We start from the raw sequence: 16,987 nt of genomic DNA on the forward strand, positions 1-16,987 counted from the left end.
ATAATGAGCAATAACAGAAGAGATTTTTTAAAGAATATTGCCCTAGGATCAGGCGCAGTAGCAGCTACGTCGCTGATGTCGGCAACGTCTCCTGCAGCAAAAGAAGAAGTGAAGCATATTCGGAAGTCGGCAGAACGTGTGCCTGCCATGAAATTCAATATGTGTGGGTATGCAGCTCCTAAACTGGATACAGTAAGGGTCGGCTTTGTTGGTATTGGTGACCGTGGTATTGGTGCCGTGGAACGCATGACTTATATCGAAGGAGTTGAGATTACGGCTATCTGCGATACCCGTCAAGCTGCTTTAGATGGAGCTCAAGCGAAATTAGCAAAAGCAGGTTTGCCTAAAGCGAAGGAATTTACAGGAAGTGATACGGCTTTCAAGGATCTGTGTGAGAGTGGATTGGTAGACTTGGTATACACGGCTACTCCTTGGGAATGGCACGTGCCTGTTGGGCTGGCTGCTATGAATGCAGGTGCGCACACAGCTATTGAAGTGTCAACCGCTAAAACCATGGATGAATGCTGGGAAATGGTGGAAACTTCTGAACGTACACGCAAGCACTGTGTCATTTTGGAGAACTGTTGCTATGACTTTTTCGAACTGTTGACTTTGAACATGGTTCGTCAAGGGGCTTTTGGTGACTTGATTCATGGTGAAGGCGCCTACATTCATGATCTGGATTACTGGCATTTCAATAAGCCGAAGGATGATAAGCCAGGTGGTGATGGCGCTTATGACAAGTTGTGGCGTTTGCACGAAAATACCCGTAAAGCTAATGTGTACCCAACGCACGGCTTAGGACCGATTTGTCAGGCGATGGACATTAACCGTGGTGATCGTTTGGACTACCTGACTGCCATGATGTCGGATGACTTCACCTTGGCTAATCGTATCAACGAACTGGCTCCGGATCGTCCCGATTTAAAACAATTTGTTGGTAAGGAGATGCGTGGTAACATGGATATGCAGATGATTCGTACCGTGAAAGGACGCACCATTATGATTCAGCACGACATCAGCTCGCCTCGTCCATATTCGCGTATTCACATGTTAAGCGGAACCAAGTGTTTTGCTCAAAAATGGCCTTTACAACACATTGCATTCGGTCACAATGTAGCTGATGAAGCTAAAATGAAAGAGCTTCAGGAAAAATACCAACCGGAAATTGTGCGCAGAGTAGGGGAAATGGCCAAACAAGTCGGTGGTCATGGTGGAATGGACTTTATGATGGACTGGCGTTTGATCGACTGTCTGCGTAACGGTCTGCCTATGGACATGGATGTGTATGACGCAGCCGCCTGGAGCTGTATTACTCCCTTGAGTGAATGGTCAATTGCTAATGGTTCAAAACCAATTGACATTCCTGACTTTACGCGTGGCGCATGGAAAACCAACAAGCCTTTAGATGTTACCTTGAACGGAGGTGGCACAACTGGTGTTCGCAACCTGAAAGATGCTGACTCTAAAGGACAGTTGAACGTTCATTAATGAGTTTTCAGAAATCGTGAAATAATGATCAACCCTTTTGTTCCAAAGAAGCTTCTGAGTGTTATGCACTTCGGAAGCTTTTTGGGAACATCTTACCTCTTGTGTTAGACCTTGCACGTTTTTCTTTCGGTTTAAAAGGTCACTGACTAAACGATAAAACCTAAACCATAAAACAATGCAACTACTCGTACGCTTATTCGTCGTCTTTACATTTATGGGCCTGCTTTCCTGTCAGCAGGAAGCGATCACGATCCATGTCTCACCTTGGGGAGATGACCATCAATCTGGGTCCAAAGAACAACCAATACAATCTTTACAAAAAGCAGAAGAAATAGCTGCTTCTTATGCTGGTAAGCAAAAAGTAAACGTCATTCTGGGGGATGGTATCTACTACCTGAGTGAAACCTTGGTCTTTACTCCGGAAGATTCAGGTTCAGAAAAATACCCCGTAACTTATTTGGCTGCCCACGAAGGGAAAGCCGTGATCAGTGGTGGAAAACCATTGATGCTGACTTGGGAGCCTTATCAGGATGGCATTTATCGCGCCAAAGTAAATGAAAATATAAGCATTGATCAGCTTTATGTGAATGGAAAACGCCAGCGGATGGCACGTTTTCCGAATGCCGTTGAAGGTAAAAACGTTTTTGACACTTGGGAGCTCATTCACACTCATGAACCCGATATTGATAATGACCCGCTGGCACCCCAAAAAGTGGCTCAGTGGAGCAATCCTCAGGGAGCTTATGTTCATGCGATGCACACTGCTTTGTGGGGCGATATGCATTGGCTGGTCAAAGGAAAGAATGATGATGGCACACTGGTATTGGAAGGTGGTTGGCAGAACAACCGTCCTTCGCCCATGCATCCACGTTACCGGATGGTTGAGAATGTTTTTGAGGAACTGGATGTTCCGGGTGAGTGGTTTTTCAATCAAAAGGAAAGACTGCTCTATTATTATCCTCAGAGTGAAGTAAATCTTTCTTCGGCAACCGTTGAGATTGTCAGATTAAAACATTTAATTGAGTTTCAGGGGAGCAAGGAAAAGCCCGTACGCTTTATCAATTTGCAGGGTCTTACGTTCAAGCATGCTGCCCGCAGTTTTATGGAGAACAAAGAGCAGTTATTGCGAAGCGACTGGACGGTATACCGTGGTGGTGGACTCGTTTTTAATGGAGCCGAGGATTGCTCTGTTTCTGATTGTGAGTTCGACCAGCTTGGGGGCAACAGTATTTTCGTGAATAATTATAATCGCCGCCTAAGCTTTAAAACTTGTTATATCCATCATGGAGGAGCAAACGGAATTGCCTTTGTTGGCGATCCGGCGATGGTGAGAAGCCCGTTGTTCCGTTATGGCAAACAAGATTTTGAAAAGATAGATCGTACGCCTGGCCCAAAAGGGGATAACTTTCCTGAAGATTGTTTGGTAGAAGATTGCCTGATTACCATGACCGGACGCGATGAAAAACAAACATCACCAGTGCAGATTTCGATGTCACATAAAATTACCGTTCGGCATTGTTCCATTTATGATGTTCCGCGTGCCGGAATAAACATCAGCGAAGGCACCTTTGGTGGACACATCATTGAATATTGCGATGTTTTCAATACCGTACTGGAAACCGGCGATCATGGTAGTTTTAACTCGTGGGGCCGCGACCGTTTCTGGACACCTGATATTCGGGAAACTGATGCTGAAATGGAGAAAGATTCCACAGTTTACAAGCTTGATATGCTTGCCCCAAACATCATTCGAAATAGCCGTTGGCGTTGCGATCATGGGTGGGATATTGATTTGGATGATGGCTCTTCGTGGTACAAGCTTTACAATAACCTTTTGCTGAATGGCGGATTGAAAATGCGTGAAGGCTATCATCGGACTGCCACCAATAACATCATTCTTAATAACAGTTTACATCCGCATGTTTGGTACCCTGAAAGTGGCGATGTATTTAAGCACAACATTGTGTTTGGAGCCTATCGCCCGGCAGTTATGCAACGAGCCATTGCAGCCGATGGAAAGTGGGGGCAAGAGCTAGACTATAACCTGTTTGCGACAACTCAGGAAGATCTGGAGAAATTTCAGGTCAATGGTTGCGATCAGAATTCAATGGTTGGTGATCCCATGTTTGTGAATTCTGCTGAAGGAAATTTCAAGGTGAAAGAAAATTCGCCTGCATTGAAAATTGGATTTCAGAACTTTGAGATGGATCAGTTTGGGGTCGTTTCTGAAAAACTGAAGAAAATAGCCAAAACCCCTGAAACACCTCGGATTGTTATTTCCGAAAACAGCATGATCGGGAAAATCGATAGCTGGTTAGGCGGTAAAGTAAAGAATATTGAAACGCTGGGCGAGCAGTCAGCAAACGGGCTTTCATCCATGAGTGGCGTGTTGTTGCTGGAAGTACCGGCGGATTCAGAATTGGCTGAAAAAGGGTTTAAAGCCAGCGATGTAATTGTTGCTTGCGAAGGAAAAAGTATTAAAAATTTTGAAGAGTTACTTCGTGTAATTAAAGAAAATAGGGATGGGCAAAGACTAGAGGTTTCGGTGATGCGCAATCAGCAGATGAAAAAGATGGTGCTTAGCTTCTAACGATGGAGCGGAGAGTAATTTTTTAGCGGGGAGATCTTATCGGCTAACACTGATATCCTTTTCCCGTGGGTTTGAATCAATATAAAATCCCCATCTTCTTGATTTTTAAAGAGGATGGGGATTTCTTTTTGTGAAAACAAAGTGGAAGGTGTTTACTCAATCACCAACCAATTGTATGAATTCGCCGGAATGGTAATATTTAGTTTCACTTCGTATTCCCGGGTTAATTTATATTGACGGGCTTTCCCTTCCTTTTTCCTAATTGTGGCTGTTTTTGTCAAGCCGGTATAGTAAAGCGGTAAGGTTATTTCACGCACCATATCTTCATTGGTTGGATTGAAAAACATGGCCAGCCCTTTTTCTTTCAGCTGAGGGTTGACATGCAGAAAGCCATCCCAGTCTTTTCCTGACGGGCGACGCAGGTGGATCAGGTCACTGTTCAGAATATGACGGTATTTTTTATACCAATCAATTACACTCTCAACAAGCTCTTTGGTTTCGGGAGCATCGTACAAACGTGGTCCCCGGTAGCACGATTGAACTCCTGAACCATAGTTTTGCATCATCTGGTTTTCGTAAGCATCCAGGTGATCTTTCAAAGGCTCAATGGTAGCGGCTGCACCTCCGCCGTGATACTGAGTGAGTGGGGTGAACGTCCAGCACATGCTTGGGATTCGATCCCACAAACCATCGTAAATATTCTGGCGTCCCAACATTAGCTGTCGTTCGCGCGGCAACGACCAGTTCACTTCCCGATAGCCAATGCCTGTTTTATTCGATCCTGCGTTGACGTAAAAATCGGGTATATTCATGTAAACGCCTTCGCTGCGCATCCATTGGTACAAGCCCTGAATTTGAGCATATTGTTTCCATTGCGAATCACCCAGCCCGTTGTGATAGGCATGCTTGGTTGAGGCACACACATTCCCCGGATAAGAACCATCGTTTTCAAAAACGCTCATGCCGGTATTCTCGTAGAACTTCTTGATTTTTCGAAAGTAGTTGTAGCCCCACTCGCTGCTCAGGCAAGGTGATGAACCGAAAATCATTCCTCCACGTTTTCCCGTTTTTGGGTTGATCACATCCACCTCATCGCTGATCCAACGGCTCGACAGCAAAGAGTAACCGCCCAACTCAATCCCTTTGGCGTTGGCATACTCAACTAATTTTCGGAAGTAAGCATAGTTTTTTCCCGACTCATCTTCCATGTTCACTCCGCTTCCGAAACTCAAAATCACCATTTCGTAGCCTACTTCAGCGCATTGGTCAATGGCTTTTTTAACCACTTCTTCTTTCGAATTAGTCAGGTGTAAAAAGATAGGATTTTCGGTAGTCCAAGGAGAAATAGTGCGGTACATTTTTCGGATAAACAACCCTTGTCTTTCCCGATCGCGCGTATCCATAAGCGTTTCCCAAACCCTGAAGGTTGTTAGCGACTCTCCCGGCAAAACAGCGGTTTCCGGGCCCAGAGGTGGCTTTACTTCGAGCAAACACGGTGTTTGCAGCGGATAGTTGGCTTGTGAGGTGTAGTTCGGATCCGGTTGCCAGTAAGTGGTAACATCAGAATTTCGCTGCTGCATTCCGCCAAAAGCATAATCTGTTTCGATGTGAATGTTGGGTTTGATCCACTCTTCGGGTATGCCAACCAGACTTTCTCCTTCAACCATTGCCAGTTGCTCAAGCTTGAATTGATTGAGCTGAACCAGCAAGTTACCATTATTAATCACTTCAACCCATTTGCTGATGGTTGGAATACCATCGTAAAGGGCGAAGTGCACTTTAACAACAATGTCGTTTTTTGTCAGGGTAAATACCAGCTCTTTCCCGGTAGGCATTTGATCGTTGGCAGCCCAGCGCACCCGCTTCCACGGCATGCGGTCTTCCAAATCGTTCACTTCAAACGCATGAACCTGAAAAGCATTTGGAGTAGCTGCAAGCTGATCAACCCAGCTCATCAGGGTGTAAGCATATTCTGGTTGCGAACTAAGTCCACCGATAGTGTGGGTTTTCCCATCAATGGTAAGCGTACCTTCGTTGGACACCGCCCGCAGCATGCTTTCCCCTGTCATTTGGTTCATGTAGTCGATGGTGGCCAGGTTGGGCGAAAGACGAAATACACGGGCTACCAGGCCATTGGAAAGCACCAGGTCTTTATTGTCGTTTGCGCGGAAAACTCCAGCTCTGGCTTTCGAATTATCGATTAGCCAGTCGTACCCCGGTTGAGACAGTGGATAGTTCATTTCTGGCAATTGGCTGATCTGTTTTTCCAGCTGTCTTTTTGTTGCTCCGTCTTGTTCAATGTTCTCAACATAATCGGCTTCTGCAATGGTTGGTGCAATTTCAAAGTATTCGATTTGAGGATTGATCCACACGGCATGGTCGCCACTTTCGCTATCTCCGGCGTCGTCAACGACCAGCTCAAGGATGCCTCTTTTGACCGGCAAATCGATTTCTTTTGCATGGTCACCTTTTCGCATAATGCCGCTGTTGTATATTTCTTTTCCATTATGAATGAGCTTAAACACAACGCTGCCCTGATCCACCTGTCCGTCTTTCCCTTCAATGCCTATAAACTGCTTTTGGTTATTTGTAATGTTGTAAAATACCCGTTTCCCATCGGCTAAGGGAATTGTTTCAATGGTTTTTGCCTGGTAATTAATCTGCGAATCGTTTACGCCAACCTTAGCTGTAAAACGACTGCCATTGTTCATTTTTAACTTGATCACAGAGCGCGAATGAACGCCAATGCCTTCTTTGAATTTTTCGCCGGCAATCGATAATTGCTCTCCGGTAACCGACAGATTTTTGGATGGAGCACTGTAGGTCTGTTGTGCTTTGGTGATGTCGAGCTTGTTTAGATTTACGACTTCCTGGGCACTTGGCGTGCTTAGGAATGTGACAAAGAGGATTAATAGAGAAACAAATCGTTTTATTGTCATGGTAGGTTGAGTTAATACGTAGTTTGTTATTAATTGAAGCCGTTAAAGATAATTACTTTGTTGGTATTTCTGTCCACATATAGTCAGTAGAAAGTCGGTCTGCTTAGGCTTTTCCTGTCAGATAGGAACGTGTTTGGCGATTTGATAAAAGAGCGGATGCTAAATGCGTATTGGTTTTTGGCGTTTGTTTCGTTTTAAATTTGTGCGAAATGGGATTATCGTTGTTTGGTGGGCGATTTTTTATCTATATTTAGTCATTACTCTCTTTTTATGACAAATTCAATGGACTTGACTTTTTTGCGTTTCAATTTTTTAAATAAAAGGTTTACACTTCTTGATCAAAAGTCGGATCGATACCTTTTGATTTTAATCTGCTTGTTATTCAGTGTGTTGTATATCAATGTGTTTGTCCCGTTTAATATTAATCGTTGGTTTTCCGATTCGGGCTTTATTCAATTCATTCGACTTTCAAGTTACGGACTGATTGTGTCTTTAGTGCTTTTGTTTACCCAGTTTCCTTTGCGGAAATTGTTTAAGGTGAATGCTTTCAGTATAAAAAGTTATGTCATTTGGCTTCTTATTGAAATCTTATTGATTAGCCTGGTCTACATTTTTCTGTACGGAAACCCGATAGGTAATTTTATCAATGATTTTGTTTTTTCGTTAAAGTACACCTTGCTCGGAATTCTGCTGCCTTATTCGTTCTCTCTGTTTATTATTTATTATAAAAATCAACGTGCAGAAATCAGAATGCTGAAAGATAAAATAGGTAATCCGGAAAAAAAGGAGATGCTGGTTTTTAAAGATGAATATAACCGGATAAAATTCTCACTCCGAACACAAGATGTGCTCTTTCTGGAATCGACCGATAATTATATTTCGGTGTATTATTGGGCTGAAGCGAAAGTACAGCGGAAACTTCTGAGGAACTCGCTCAAGAGGGTGGAAGAGATGCTCGCTAAAAACAGGGTGGTTCGTTGTCATCGTTCGTTTATTGTGAACTGGAATCAAATTGAGATGGTTCAGCTAAATGGGAAAAAATTACAGCTCAAACTAAGTCATCATGATAAAATAATACCTGTTTCTGAGAAATATTCATCCCTGTTTTTAGACTTTTTATCCCAGCAAGAGTCTGTTTAGCCCCAAATAGCGGGCTTAAACCCTAAATTTTTGATAAAAGAAAAATCTCAATCACTTTTGCATCAGTTAATCTTTTAAATCAAATAGAATGAAAAAGTTATTGGTGTTTATTTTTATGATTGCGATTATTCCTATGTCAGGAAAAAGTTTAGGAACTACCTCCGCTAAAGAGGTAATTGGCGAATGGGCTTTCCAGGTTCCTTCGGCTCCTTATGGCTACGAAAAAGGTACTATAATTATCTCCGAAAAGGAAGATAAACTAGCTGGAGAAGTTAAGTTTGCTGATGGGTACAAAATTCAACTGAAAGATTTGACGTTTACTGATGGGGTTTTTAAATGCGGATTGTACGTGGATTATGAATATATCAATCTTAGTGTAAAAGTTAAAGACCAAAAAATGACAGGAACCGTAAAATCGTCTGAAGGTGATATGGACCTGGCTGCAACAAAAGTAAAAGCGAAAGAGTAAGCTGGTCTTAAGTACAAAACGGTACTCGTATTTTAGTTTATAAAAATTCTTCCTAGTCGCGGCTAGGAAGAATTTTTATTTTTATGCCATTCATGGGTTGAAGTTCTGGCGTACACTATAGTCAGTCAGTTTATCAATTATAGATTGTGAAGGTGGTTTGAATGCAGTTTGCATGGATAACCATCAAATTAAATACTTTTTCATGTCAATACGTTATGATTGGTTTGCTGCTGCGTCCTGGAAGGTTTCAGCGGTCGTTATGCGTTAAGCCAATAAAACAATCGGTTAAAGTACGGTACGCTCTGGAAAACTGTTACTAAACATAGTACGTTTTGCCGATATTGGGCATATGTCGATAGTGAAAATTAGTATATTTATGTTTTCAAGGCAGTAAGTGTCTGACCTGAAAACATAAAAGCAATGAGTGATCAGCATAAATTACAACGAATGTTGGAGATGATGATTTTCCTTTCCAGTGGAATCCGACGCCGACTTTCTGAAATATCTGATCGGTTTACTATCTCCGAACGAACAGCTTTTCGATACATTCAAAGCTTTAGGGAGGCTGGCTTTATTATTCCCAAACCGATTGATGGCTATTATTATATTGATAAAGATTCGCCGTATTTTTGCGAGATCAGCGAATTGCTTCATTTTTCGAAAGAAGAGGCTTACATTCTTCAAAAAGCCATTCATTCCATTAGCGATGAAAACCTACTGAAACAAAATCTGATTCGAAAATTGTATGCCTTGTACGATTTCGACCGTGTAGCAGACACCATCGTTAAGAAAGAAAATTCAGAAAACATCCACCACCTCATGCAAGCCATAAAAACCCGAAAGAAGGTGATCCTTCACGATTATTACTCGGCCAATAGCAGCGATAAAAAAGACCGCCTGGTGGAGCCTTTTGAGTTTACGACTAGCTATGTGGCTACCTGGGCTTATGACTTGGAAGATAATACTTGTAAAACCTTCAAAAACACACGAATTACCTCGGTGCAGGTACTGAATGAACCCTGGGAAAATGAATCGAACCATCGAAAGCTGCCCATGGATGTTTTTCGGATAAGCTCAAACCAGCAAGTGGAGGTGAAGCTGATGCTTTCCATTCGGGCTTGCGAATTATTGAAAGAAGAATACCCTTTAGCTGAAGAATACATCCAGGCACTAAATGAGCATCAATTTTTGTTTGAAGCGCCTGTTTGTAGTTTCGAAGGGGTTGGCCGTTTTGTATTAGGACTTGGCAATGAGGTGGAGGTGCTTGAACCACAGGAGTTCAGGCTCTTTTTAAAAAAGCGGGTTGAAAAAATAGCTAATGACATGAGTTGACAGTTTCTTGGGCGAAATTTGAGTAGAAACAAAAAATAAGCCTATGGAACGGATACATTACAAACATTTTGCGGTAGCAGGATTTAGCTACTACGAAGGAGTATTGATTTTTGACAAACTGAAAATTGGTACTGAACTGGAGCTGAAAGCGGAGCCGGACAATAAATACGATCCGCTGGCTGTAGCCATTTATTATGGTGGTTACAAACTTGGGTACGTCCCTCGTTCGTCCAATTATTCGCTGGCCAAGTTGCTGGAGGCCGGACACCATATCTTCGAAACGAGGGTTCAATACATTGACCAAACAGCTACGCCTGAAGATCAGTTGGGCGTGGTGGTATTTTTAAAACAGCTGGAAAAACAGTAATCGACATAAACAATAAACTTAATAATCGCATCAGTATGAGATTTCAAATTACCATTAACCGCACCAGCAAGCAGCGCATGTTGCCCATGGATTATCAGTATTACATCAGTGCCTGGATCTACAAAGTACTTCATCAAGCGGATAGGGATTTCGCTGGTTTTTTGCACGAAAAAGGCTACGGAGCCAGTGAAACAAAGCTATATAAACTGTTTTGTTTTTCGTGGCTGAATTTTGGAAGCCCCATTTTATGGAAAGAAAAGAAACTGTTTGAACTCAGGAAACAGGAAATTACCCTGCAAATTAGTTTCGATACTACGGAGGCAGCCACTCATTTTATAAAAGGCTTATTTATGAGTCAGGAATTTTATCTGGGTGATAAATTCAATGGCATCGATTTTAAAGTGACAGGCGTGGAGGCTTTACCCGAGCCGGATTTTACTGAAACCATCCACTACCGTTTGCAAACGCCTTGGGTGGTTAGCCTGAAAATGGAAGGGCGTAAGCATCCGAAGTACCTATCGCCAGTTGATAATGAATTCATATATTATTCAGTAAAGCACCTGGTTGAAAAATTTAAAAACACACGCAACAAGTTGATTGACTTGGATCAACTACATTTTAAACCCTCGGAAAAGTACAAGCGAGGTGGATTCAAAATAAAGAATGGTCAACACCGCGAGACGCGTGTGGTGGGCAACCTGTTCGACTTTCAACTAACGGCTCCGGTCGAGCTTCACCAAATGATATGGAATGCCGGGGTGAGCGAAAAAAGTTCGAGTGGTTTTGGGTGGGTCGAAACTGTTCCTACCGACTTTTTGCCCGGCTCGAACCGAAATGGCCGCGATTGGCACCGAAATGAATCCGAATTGCACGGAAATACTGTCGGATCGATCCGAAATACCAGCGAATGATATGGAAATGCTTGCGGATTGAATGGAAATTCGTGCGGACTGCACCGAAACGCCTGATGATAAAACCGAAATAGCCGCTAACCGGATCGAAAGGCCGGAATTCGGTGAATTACTAATTAAAATGATAGACTATGAAACAAACGCAGATTAATCGTAAGAACATGATTGAGGCAACTTTAAGCTACCTCGACGAAAAATCGCCGCTATGGCAGAGCGTTGCCAAAATTGGCGAAGTAAAAAACAAGCTGAGTGAAGTAAACCAGGCCATTGATGTGGCCGCAGCCGAGCAGCTAAAGGCACAGGTAAACGCCGGGAAGATGAAAACCGAACTGAAACGCACCATCAGTCAGAAAGGCGATATTCTGAACGACATGGTTGAGGTGTTTGCTGTAATGACCGGTGACAAGGCCCTGGAGCAAACTATGGGGCAAAGTGCCTCCGACCTGTTTAAGATGAAGAACGACGACATGCTGCGGCAGATTAAACTGATTATAGATGCAGCTACCGAGCACCAGCAGGCTCTTACCGATGGCTATGGACTTACCGCCGAACAACTTGCCGACCTGCAGGCCGATTACGACCGCTTTCTGGAAATGAGTGGGCTGCCCCGCGAGTACCAGATTAAATCGGGCGTGGCTACCCTCACCCTCGAAGAGCTGTTTTCGGAAGCCAGCAACTTGCTGACCAACCAGCTCGACAACCTCATGAAAATCTTTAAACGGCGCGACCCGGCACTCTACGCCGGCTACGAGAAAGCCCGCATTGTGGTGGATTATTAGGTTTATTGCAATCCTGACAGGTTTAGGAAACCTGTCAGGATTAAAAAGGAGAGGATAAAAAGGAAACGATGCAACAGTTTGAACAACTTAAACACCGAGGGATTTATCACATTTACAGCCATGGGGTAGGCGGGCGCGACCTGTTTCGGGATAGCAACAACTACGACTATTTTTTGGCCTTGTACGATAAATACATTTCGCCAATAGCCCGGACTTATGCCTGGGTGTTGATGAAAAACCATTTTCACTTATTGGTGCGGATAAAAGAGGAAGAGGAAGTTGTTGCTTCTCCTACCCCTGACAGGGTTCTGAACCCTATCAGGGATAAAAACGACAACTCCTTGAAAATAGGTACTCCTTCGCAACAGTTTTCGAAATTATTTAATGCCTACGCCCAGGCTTACAATAAATACCATAAAACGCGCGGAGCCCTGTTCGAAAGGCCTTTTAAACGAAAACTTATCGACAATAAAGCCTACCTGCGCGACATCATTCTTTACATCCACAACAATCCCGTTCACCATGGCTTTTGCGAACATCCGGTCGAATACCCTTGGAGCAGCTACCTAAGCTGTATTTCCATGAAACCAAGCAAATTGCACCGCAAAGCTGTAATCGGGTGGTTTGATGATAAGGCGAACTTTAAAACAATGCATAACCAAAAGGTGGACGTATTTGAAATGGAAAAATGGCTGGAAATTTAATAACACCTAATCCTAACAGCTTTCTAAAACCTGACGGGATTAATAGCGAAACAATATGAAACAAAATTACAAGACGATTGACTATAACTGGCTGACGAGGCCAACAGGCGATGTGTTTTCAGCGCAAAAAACAAAAATGAAAAAATATGAGGATACATTTAAAAATTAAGACTACAGGCGAGCTCATTCCATTTGATCATCAGCCTTTGCTAACTGGAGCTATCCATAAGTGGTTGGGATGGAATAAAGAACATGGACGTGTTTCACTATACTCATTTTCAAGGCTCGAAAGAGGAAGAGCGACTTCTGATGGTTTGAAATTCGAAAAAGGAACTTCATTTTTCTTTAGTTCTCATGAACAAGAATTGATTAAAAAGCTCATTGCAGGAATCCAGAAAGATTCAAGCTTGTTTCATGGCCTGCAGGTAGAGGAAATTATACTTCAGGAAGATCCTGACTTTTCGGCCCGCGAATTATTTTTTGTCGCAAGCCCTATTTTCATAAAACGAAAGGATGGCGAAAGGGTAGACCACATTACCTATGATGACCTACGTGCCAACACTTGTCTTCAGGAGACCCTGCTTACAAAGATGAAAAAGGCTGGAATAAATGATGAATCATTTCGAATTTGGTTTGAAGATAAATATCCTAAAGCAGGCACCAAGAAAATAACCTACAATGGTGTACAAAACCGAGCCAGTTGGTGTCCGGTAATCATCGAAGGCAAACCCGAAACAAAGCTATTTGCCTGGAATGTAGGACTTGGAAATTCAACGGGAATTGGGTTTGGAGCTATAAAATAAAAGGAGGTTAACATGCTTTATGCAGTAAAATATACAGGTCCCTTTGGTTTTATTAAGCCTTGGACCGCAGTTCGGGATAGCGAAACGTACAGCCAGCAGTTTTTAACCCCTTCGATTGTGGCAGGAATTGAACGGAAGCTTTTTCCTGAATTACTAAAAAATGATGATGGAGAAATAAAGAAAATAGTTGGACATCGGTTAAGCTACAAACAAGTCTCTCAACAGCAAGAGCAAATTCAACCAAGGGGGTGGAACAAAAAAAGTGGTGGTGATGAAAAAGGCTATCATCGACCTTATGCAATTTTAGTCAGAGGTGTTTTTATTGAACCTGTTTTATGGGTGGCTTTTGGCAATAAAGAAGATGCACAAAAAGCATCTGGTGAACACATTTGTCTTTGCAGAAATGAAGATATGCTTTATCCCGATGGCGAAATAGTGGAAACTACTCAGGAAGAATTTGATTCAAATGAGGAGCTGTTTGCTGGGTTTGAATTGGTTTTCGAAAGAACTGAAGAATCGTTTCTTGTTGGTTATAACCGATTAAAAAACAACGAACCAATGTATGGATATTTAAAAGTTGTTGGCACACCAGTAAAAAGTAACTATTAAAAGAATTACGATGGCACAGTCATTATCCAAATTATTTGTGCATTTGATTTTTCATATCAAATCCGGTTCAGTCAAAATCCGGGGAACAGAAAACCTCAAACTTTACGCCTATTTGGGCTCTGTTCTTAAATCGAATGACTCGATACCAATAATTATAAATGGCACAGAAGATCATGTTCATATTTTATGTGTGATGTCGAAGAATATTTCTCTGGCAAAACTTGTAGAAGAAATAAAACGACATAGCAGTCGGTGGATTAAGACGCTTAATGGATATTATGAATTGTTTGCATGGCAAGGCGGTTATGGCGGTTTTTCAGTTAGTCCATCGGTATACGATAAAACAAAACGCTACATCGAGAATCAGGAGGAACATCATAAAAGGATGTCATTTAAGGAGGAATACCTGATGTTTTTAAAAGAATATGGAATTGATTTCGATGAGCGTTATTTATGGAAGGATTGATTTGCCCTTTCAGGGCGGTTGTTTGATGTGTTGCCCACAATACCCAGGGTTTCGCCCTGGGCTGAAATTAGTTGGGCTTTCAGCCTGTGTCTAATGATCTAAATTGCCTGAAAGGCTTATTCAATTCAGCCCAATGGCAACGCCTTGGGAATAGAAAAAATCAATTATCCGAAAACGGGCTGAAAGCCCAATTAATAAATAACAGAGATGATTATAATATGCCCACACCTAAAAGCCAAAGGAAAACCAGAGGAAACTCCATTGTTTACCCATTTGGATGATGTAGCAACCGTAATTGAGAAGGTGGCAGATTACCTGAATATGGATCCTCAAGTTGCCCGTTATGGGGCTATCCTGCATGATATTGGCAAAGCAAGTACCATCTTTCAAAAACGACTTACCCAGACTTATAAAAGGAGGGATTCGGACAAACCATTTCGCCATGAAATAGCATCCTGTTTCTTTTTGTCACTTTTTGAGGAACAAATTCAACCTCAATTAATGGATATGGTGATTGCCCACCATAAGTCCATGTTTAAGGATGCACGGGAAAAAGGAATTGTGGATTTATTTCAAAACTGGGAGGATGAAATTATTGAATTCCACTTGCAAGATTGGGAAGCATGGATGCCAGAAGCTCTGAAAATTCTCAAAGCCTTTGGTATTCCAACAAGGGAAATATCGAAAAAGGAAGCCGAGCAAAATTTCTTTAAAGTATATGAATATTGTGAATCAAAAATAAAAGAACGTGGCTATTCCGCATGGCGGGGATTATTAATGGCAGCCGACCACTTTGCCTCGGCTCTTCCTGAAAATTATAAACCATATTTAGACAAGTTGTTTAGAAAATCGAACCTGAATTTTTTTAACAGAAAACACGAGCTTTATCCGCTTTCATCAAAAAGTGCTTATTCTGATAAAAAGCACACAATGCTAGTGGCTTGTACGGGAGCAGGTAAAACCGATTTTTTATTCCGAAGATGTAAAGGTCGGGTATTTTATACCTTACCATTTCAGGCGTCGATTAATGCCATGTACAATCGGGTTAAACATGATTTAGAAAAAGATAATCCTAATCTGGATATTCGTTTGCTTCATGCTTCTTCTTCCATTTCGGCAAAAGGAACTACCAAGGAAGAAAAGATTATTCAGGGACATGTTGGCTCAAGTATCAAGGTTCTTACTCCTCATCAAATTGCCGCTATTGCATTTGGCACAAATGGATATGAGGCAATGATTGCGGATATTAAAGGCTGCGATGTAATATTGGACGAAATCCATACTTATACTGATATTACCCGTGCTATTGTTTTGAAAATTATTCAGGTACTTGATTATTTAAATTGCCGGGTTCATGTAGGGACAGCTACAATGCCATCTATTTTGTACAACAAGATTATTGACATACTCGGAAAAGAAAACGTGCTGGAAGTAAAGTTGGAAGACGGCGAGCTTGAAAAATTTAATCGTCACGAAATACACAAAGTTGACTCGTGGGATAAATCAAGCTTAATTGTGGACAATGCCATAGGAGAGGACAAGAAAATATTACTCGTTTGTAACCGTGTGCAAAATGCACAAAAGCAGTACGAAATATGCCAATCGAAATACCCGGATGTTCCTATACTCCTTTTACATAGTCGATTTACAAAATCGGATCGTGATAAAAAAGAACAACTACTAATGGGATTGGATGAAGATGGAAAGTCGAATGGAAATTTTAGTACATCAAACAAAGCTTGTATCGTGGTTTCTACGCAGGTTGTTGAAGTTAGTCTCGACATCAGTTTCGACATAATGATAACTGAAGCTGCACCTCTCGATGCACTTATTCAGCGTTTTGGACGTGTAAACCGTAAACGGACACCGGAAACCATTGGGCATTACAAACCCATTTATGTAATTGCACCGCCCGAAAATGAAAAAGAAGCATTGCCATACAATTTAGAAATAATTAAACGGAGCTATAAAGAACTTCCAGATGGTGAACTATTAAAAGAAACAGAACTCCAACTGAAAATCGATAATGTTTTTACTGAAATTGATTTCCTGAAAATAGAGAACCATTCTGTTTTTAAGGAAAGCGGAAAGTGGAGTATTGCACCACTAACGCACAACTCAAAAGCTTTGTTATTGGATTTACTTGAAATTGACAGTGTGAATTGCATTTGCGAAGCAGACGAAGAAAAGTATCAGGAAGCTAATTACGAAGAACGGGCAAAAATGACCTTATCAACCCGTTATTGGGTAGTAAAAGATTTGCGACAACTTAACTATGGTTCGCGCCCATTTACTATACCCGACAAATCATACAACACCGAAACCGGCTTCCAGCAAGATTTAGCCAAGCCAGAATATTACGACACCAGTTATTCATTCTTATAAAA

Annotated in this window: 14 protein-coding genes; 13 read left to right on the forward strand and 1 reads right to left on the reverse strand. The window is 41.9% G+C overall.

The genetic code is table 11. The features are described 5' to 3' along the window. Positions 1-3 precede the first annotated feature (3 nt). Positions 4-1,491: a Gfo/Idh/MocA family protein gene (locus ACUNWA_RS12835; protein WP_445592321.1), complete on the forward strand. Its 1,488-nt coding sequence runs from the start codon at positions 4-6 to the stop codon at positions 1,489-1,491. 175 nt (positions 1,492-1,666) lie between these two features. After that, positions 1,667-4,081, forward strand: coding sequence for a PDZ domain-containing protein (locus tag ACUNWA_RS12840; RefSeq protein ID WP_445592322.1), 2,415 nt, complete (start codon positions 1,667-1,669; stop codon positions 4,079-4,081). 152 nt (positions 4,082-4,233) lie between these two features. Here the strand turns inward: ACUNWA_RS12840 and ACUNWA_RS12845 are convergent, their stop codons facing one another. After that, entirely contained in the window at positions 4,234-7,020 is a 2,787-nt protein-coding gene (locus tag ACUNWA_RS12845; RefSeq protein ID WP_445592323.1) for an NPCBM/NEW2 domain-containing protein, read from the reverse strand. A gap of 270 nt (positions 7,021-7,290) precedes the next feature. Here ACUNWA_RS12845 and ACUNWA_RS12850 point away from each other — a divergent pair, with 270 nt between their 5' ends. The 11 genes from ACUNWA_RS12850 (at position 7,291) to cas3 (ending at position 16,985) form a co-directional block, all read left to right on the forward strand. Further along, on the forward strand, positions 7,291-8,160 hold the full coding sequence (locus tag ACUNWA_RS12850) for a LytR/AlgR family response regulator transcription factor (protein ID WP_445592324.1): 870 nt from the start codon (positions 7,291-7,293) through the stop codon (positions 8,158-8,160). A gap of 88 nt (positions 8,161-8,248) precedes the next feature. Next, the gene (locus tag ACUNWA_RS12855) at positions 8,249-8,629 is read left to right on the forward strand and encodes a hypothetical protein (protein ID WP_445592325.1); all 381 of its coding nucleotides are present in this window, start codon (positions 8,249-8,251) and stop codon (positions 8,627-8,629) included. A 420-nt stretch (positions 8,630-9,049) separates the two neighbouring features. Next, positions 9,050-9,961: a helix-turn-helix transcriptional regulator gene (locus ACUNWA_RS12860; protein ID WP_445592326.1), complete on the forward strand. Its 912-nt coding sequence runs from the start codon at positions 9,050-9,052 to the stop codon at positions 9,959-9,961. 43 nt (positions 9,962-10,004) lie between these two features. Then, positions 10,005-10,328 carry an HIRAN domain-containing protein gene (locus ACUNWA_RS12865; protein WP_445592327.1) on the forward strand — a complete coding sequence of 108 codons (324 nt, stop codon included), beginning with the start codon at positions 10,005-10,007 and terminating at the stop codon, positions 10,326-10,328. 35 nt (positions 10,329-10,363) lie between these two features. Further along, a complete protein-coding gene (cas6, locus tag ACUNWA_RS12870) occupies positions 10,364-11,239 on the forward strand; it encodes a CRISPR-associated endoribonuclease Cas6 (protein ID WP_445592328.1) in 876 nt (291 codons plus the stop codon). Between the two features lie 131 nt (positions 11,240-11,370). Next, on the forward strand, positions 11,371-12,018 hold the full coding sequence (locus ACUNWA_RS12875; RefSeq protein ID WP_445592329.1) for a hypothetical protein: 648 nt from the start codon (positions 11,371-11,373) through the stop codon (positions 12,016-12,018). 68 nt (positions 12,019-12,086) lie between these two features. Continuing rightward, positions 12,087-12,722 carry a transposase gene (locus ACUNWA_RS12880; protein ID WP_445592330.1) on the forward strand — a complete coding sequence of 212 codons (636 nt, stop codon included), beginning with the start codon at positions 12,087-12,089 and terminating at the stop codon, positions 12,720-12,722. Positions 12,723-12,868: 146 nt separating this feature from the next. Continuing rightward, positions 12,869-13,525 (forward strand): CRISPR-associated endoribonuclease Cas6, encoded by a 657-nt coding sequence (gene cas6 / locus ACUNWA_RS12885; RefSeq protein WP_445592331.1) that lies wholly within the window; start codon positions 12,869-12,871, stop codon positions 13,523-13,525. A gap of 12 nt (positions 13,526-13,537) precedes the next feature. Then, entirely contained in the window at positions 13,538-14,134 is a 597-nt protein-coding gene (locus tag ACUNWA_RS12890; RefSeq protein WP_445592332.1) for a hypothetical protein, read from the forward strand. 10 nt (positions 14,135-14,144) lie between these two features. Beyond that, positions 14,145-14,600, forward strand: a complete 456-nt coding sequence (locus ACUNWA_RS12895; RefSeq protein ID WP_445592333.1) for a transposase — start codon at positions 14,145-14,147, stop codon at positions 14,598-14,600. A 207-nt stretch (positions 14,601-14,807) separates the two neighbouring features. Then, positions 14,808-16,985, forward strand: a complete 2,178-nt coding sequence (cas3, locus tag ACUNWA_RS12900; RefSeq protein ID WP_445592334.1) for a CRISPR-associated helicase Cas3' — start codon at positions 14,808-14,810, stop codon at positions 16,983-16,985. Positions 16,986-16,987: the final 2 nt, after the last annotated feature.

The sequence above is a fragment of the Sunxiuqinia sp. sy24 genome (genome assembly GCF_052677165.1).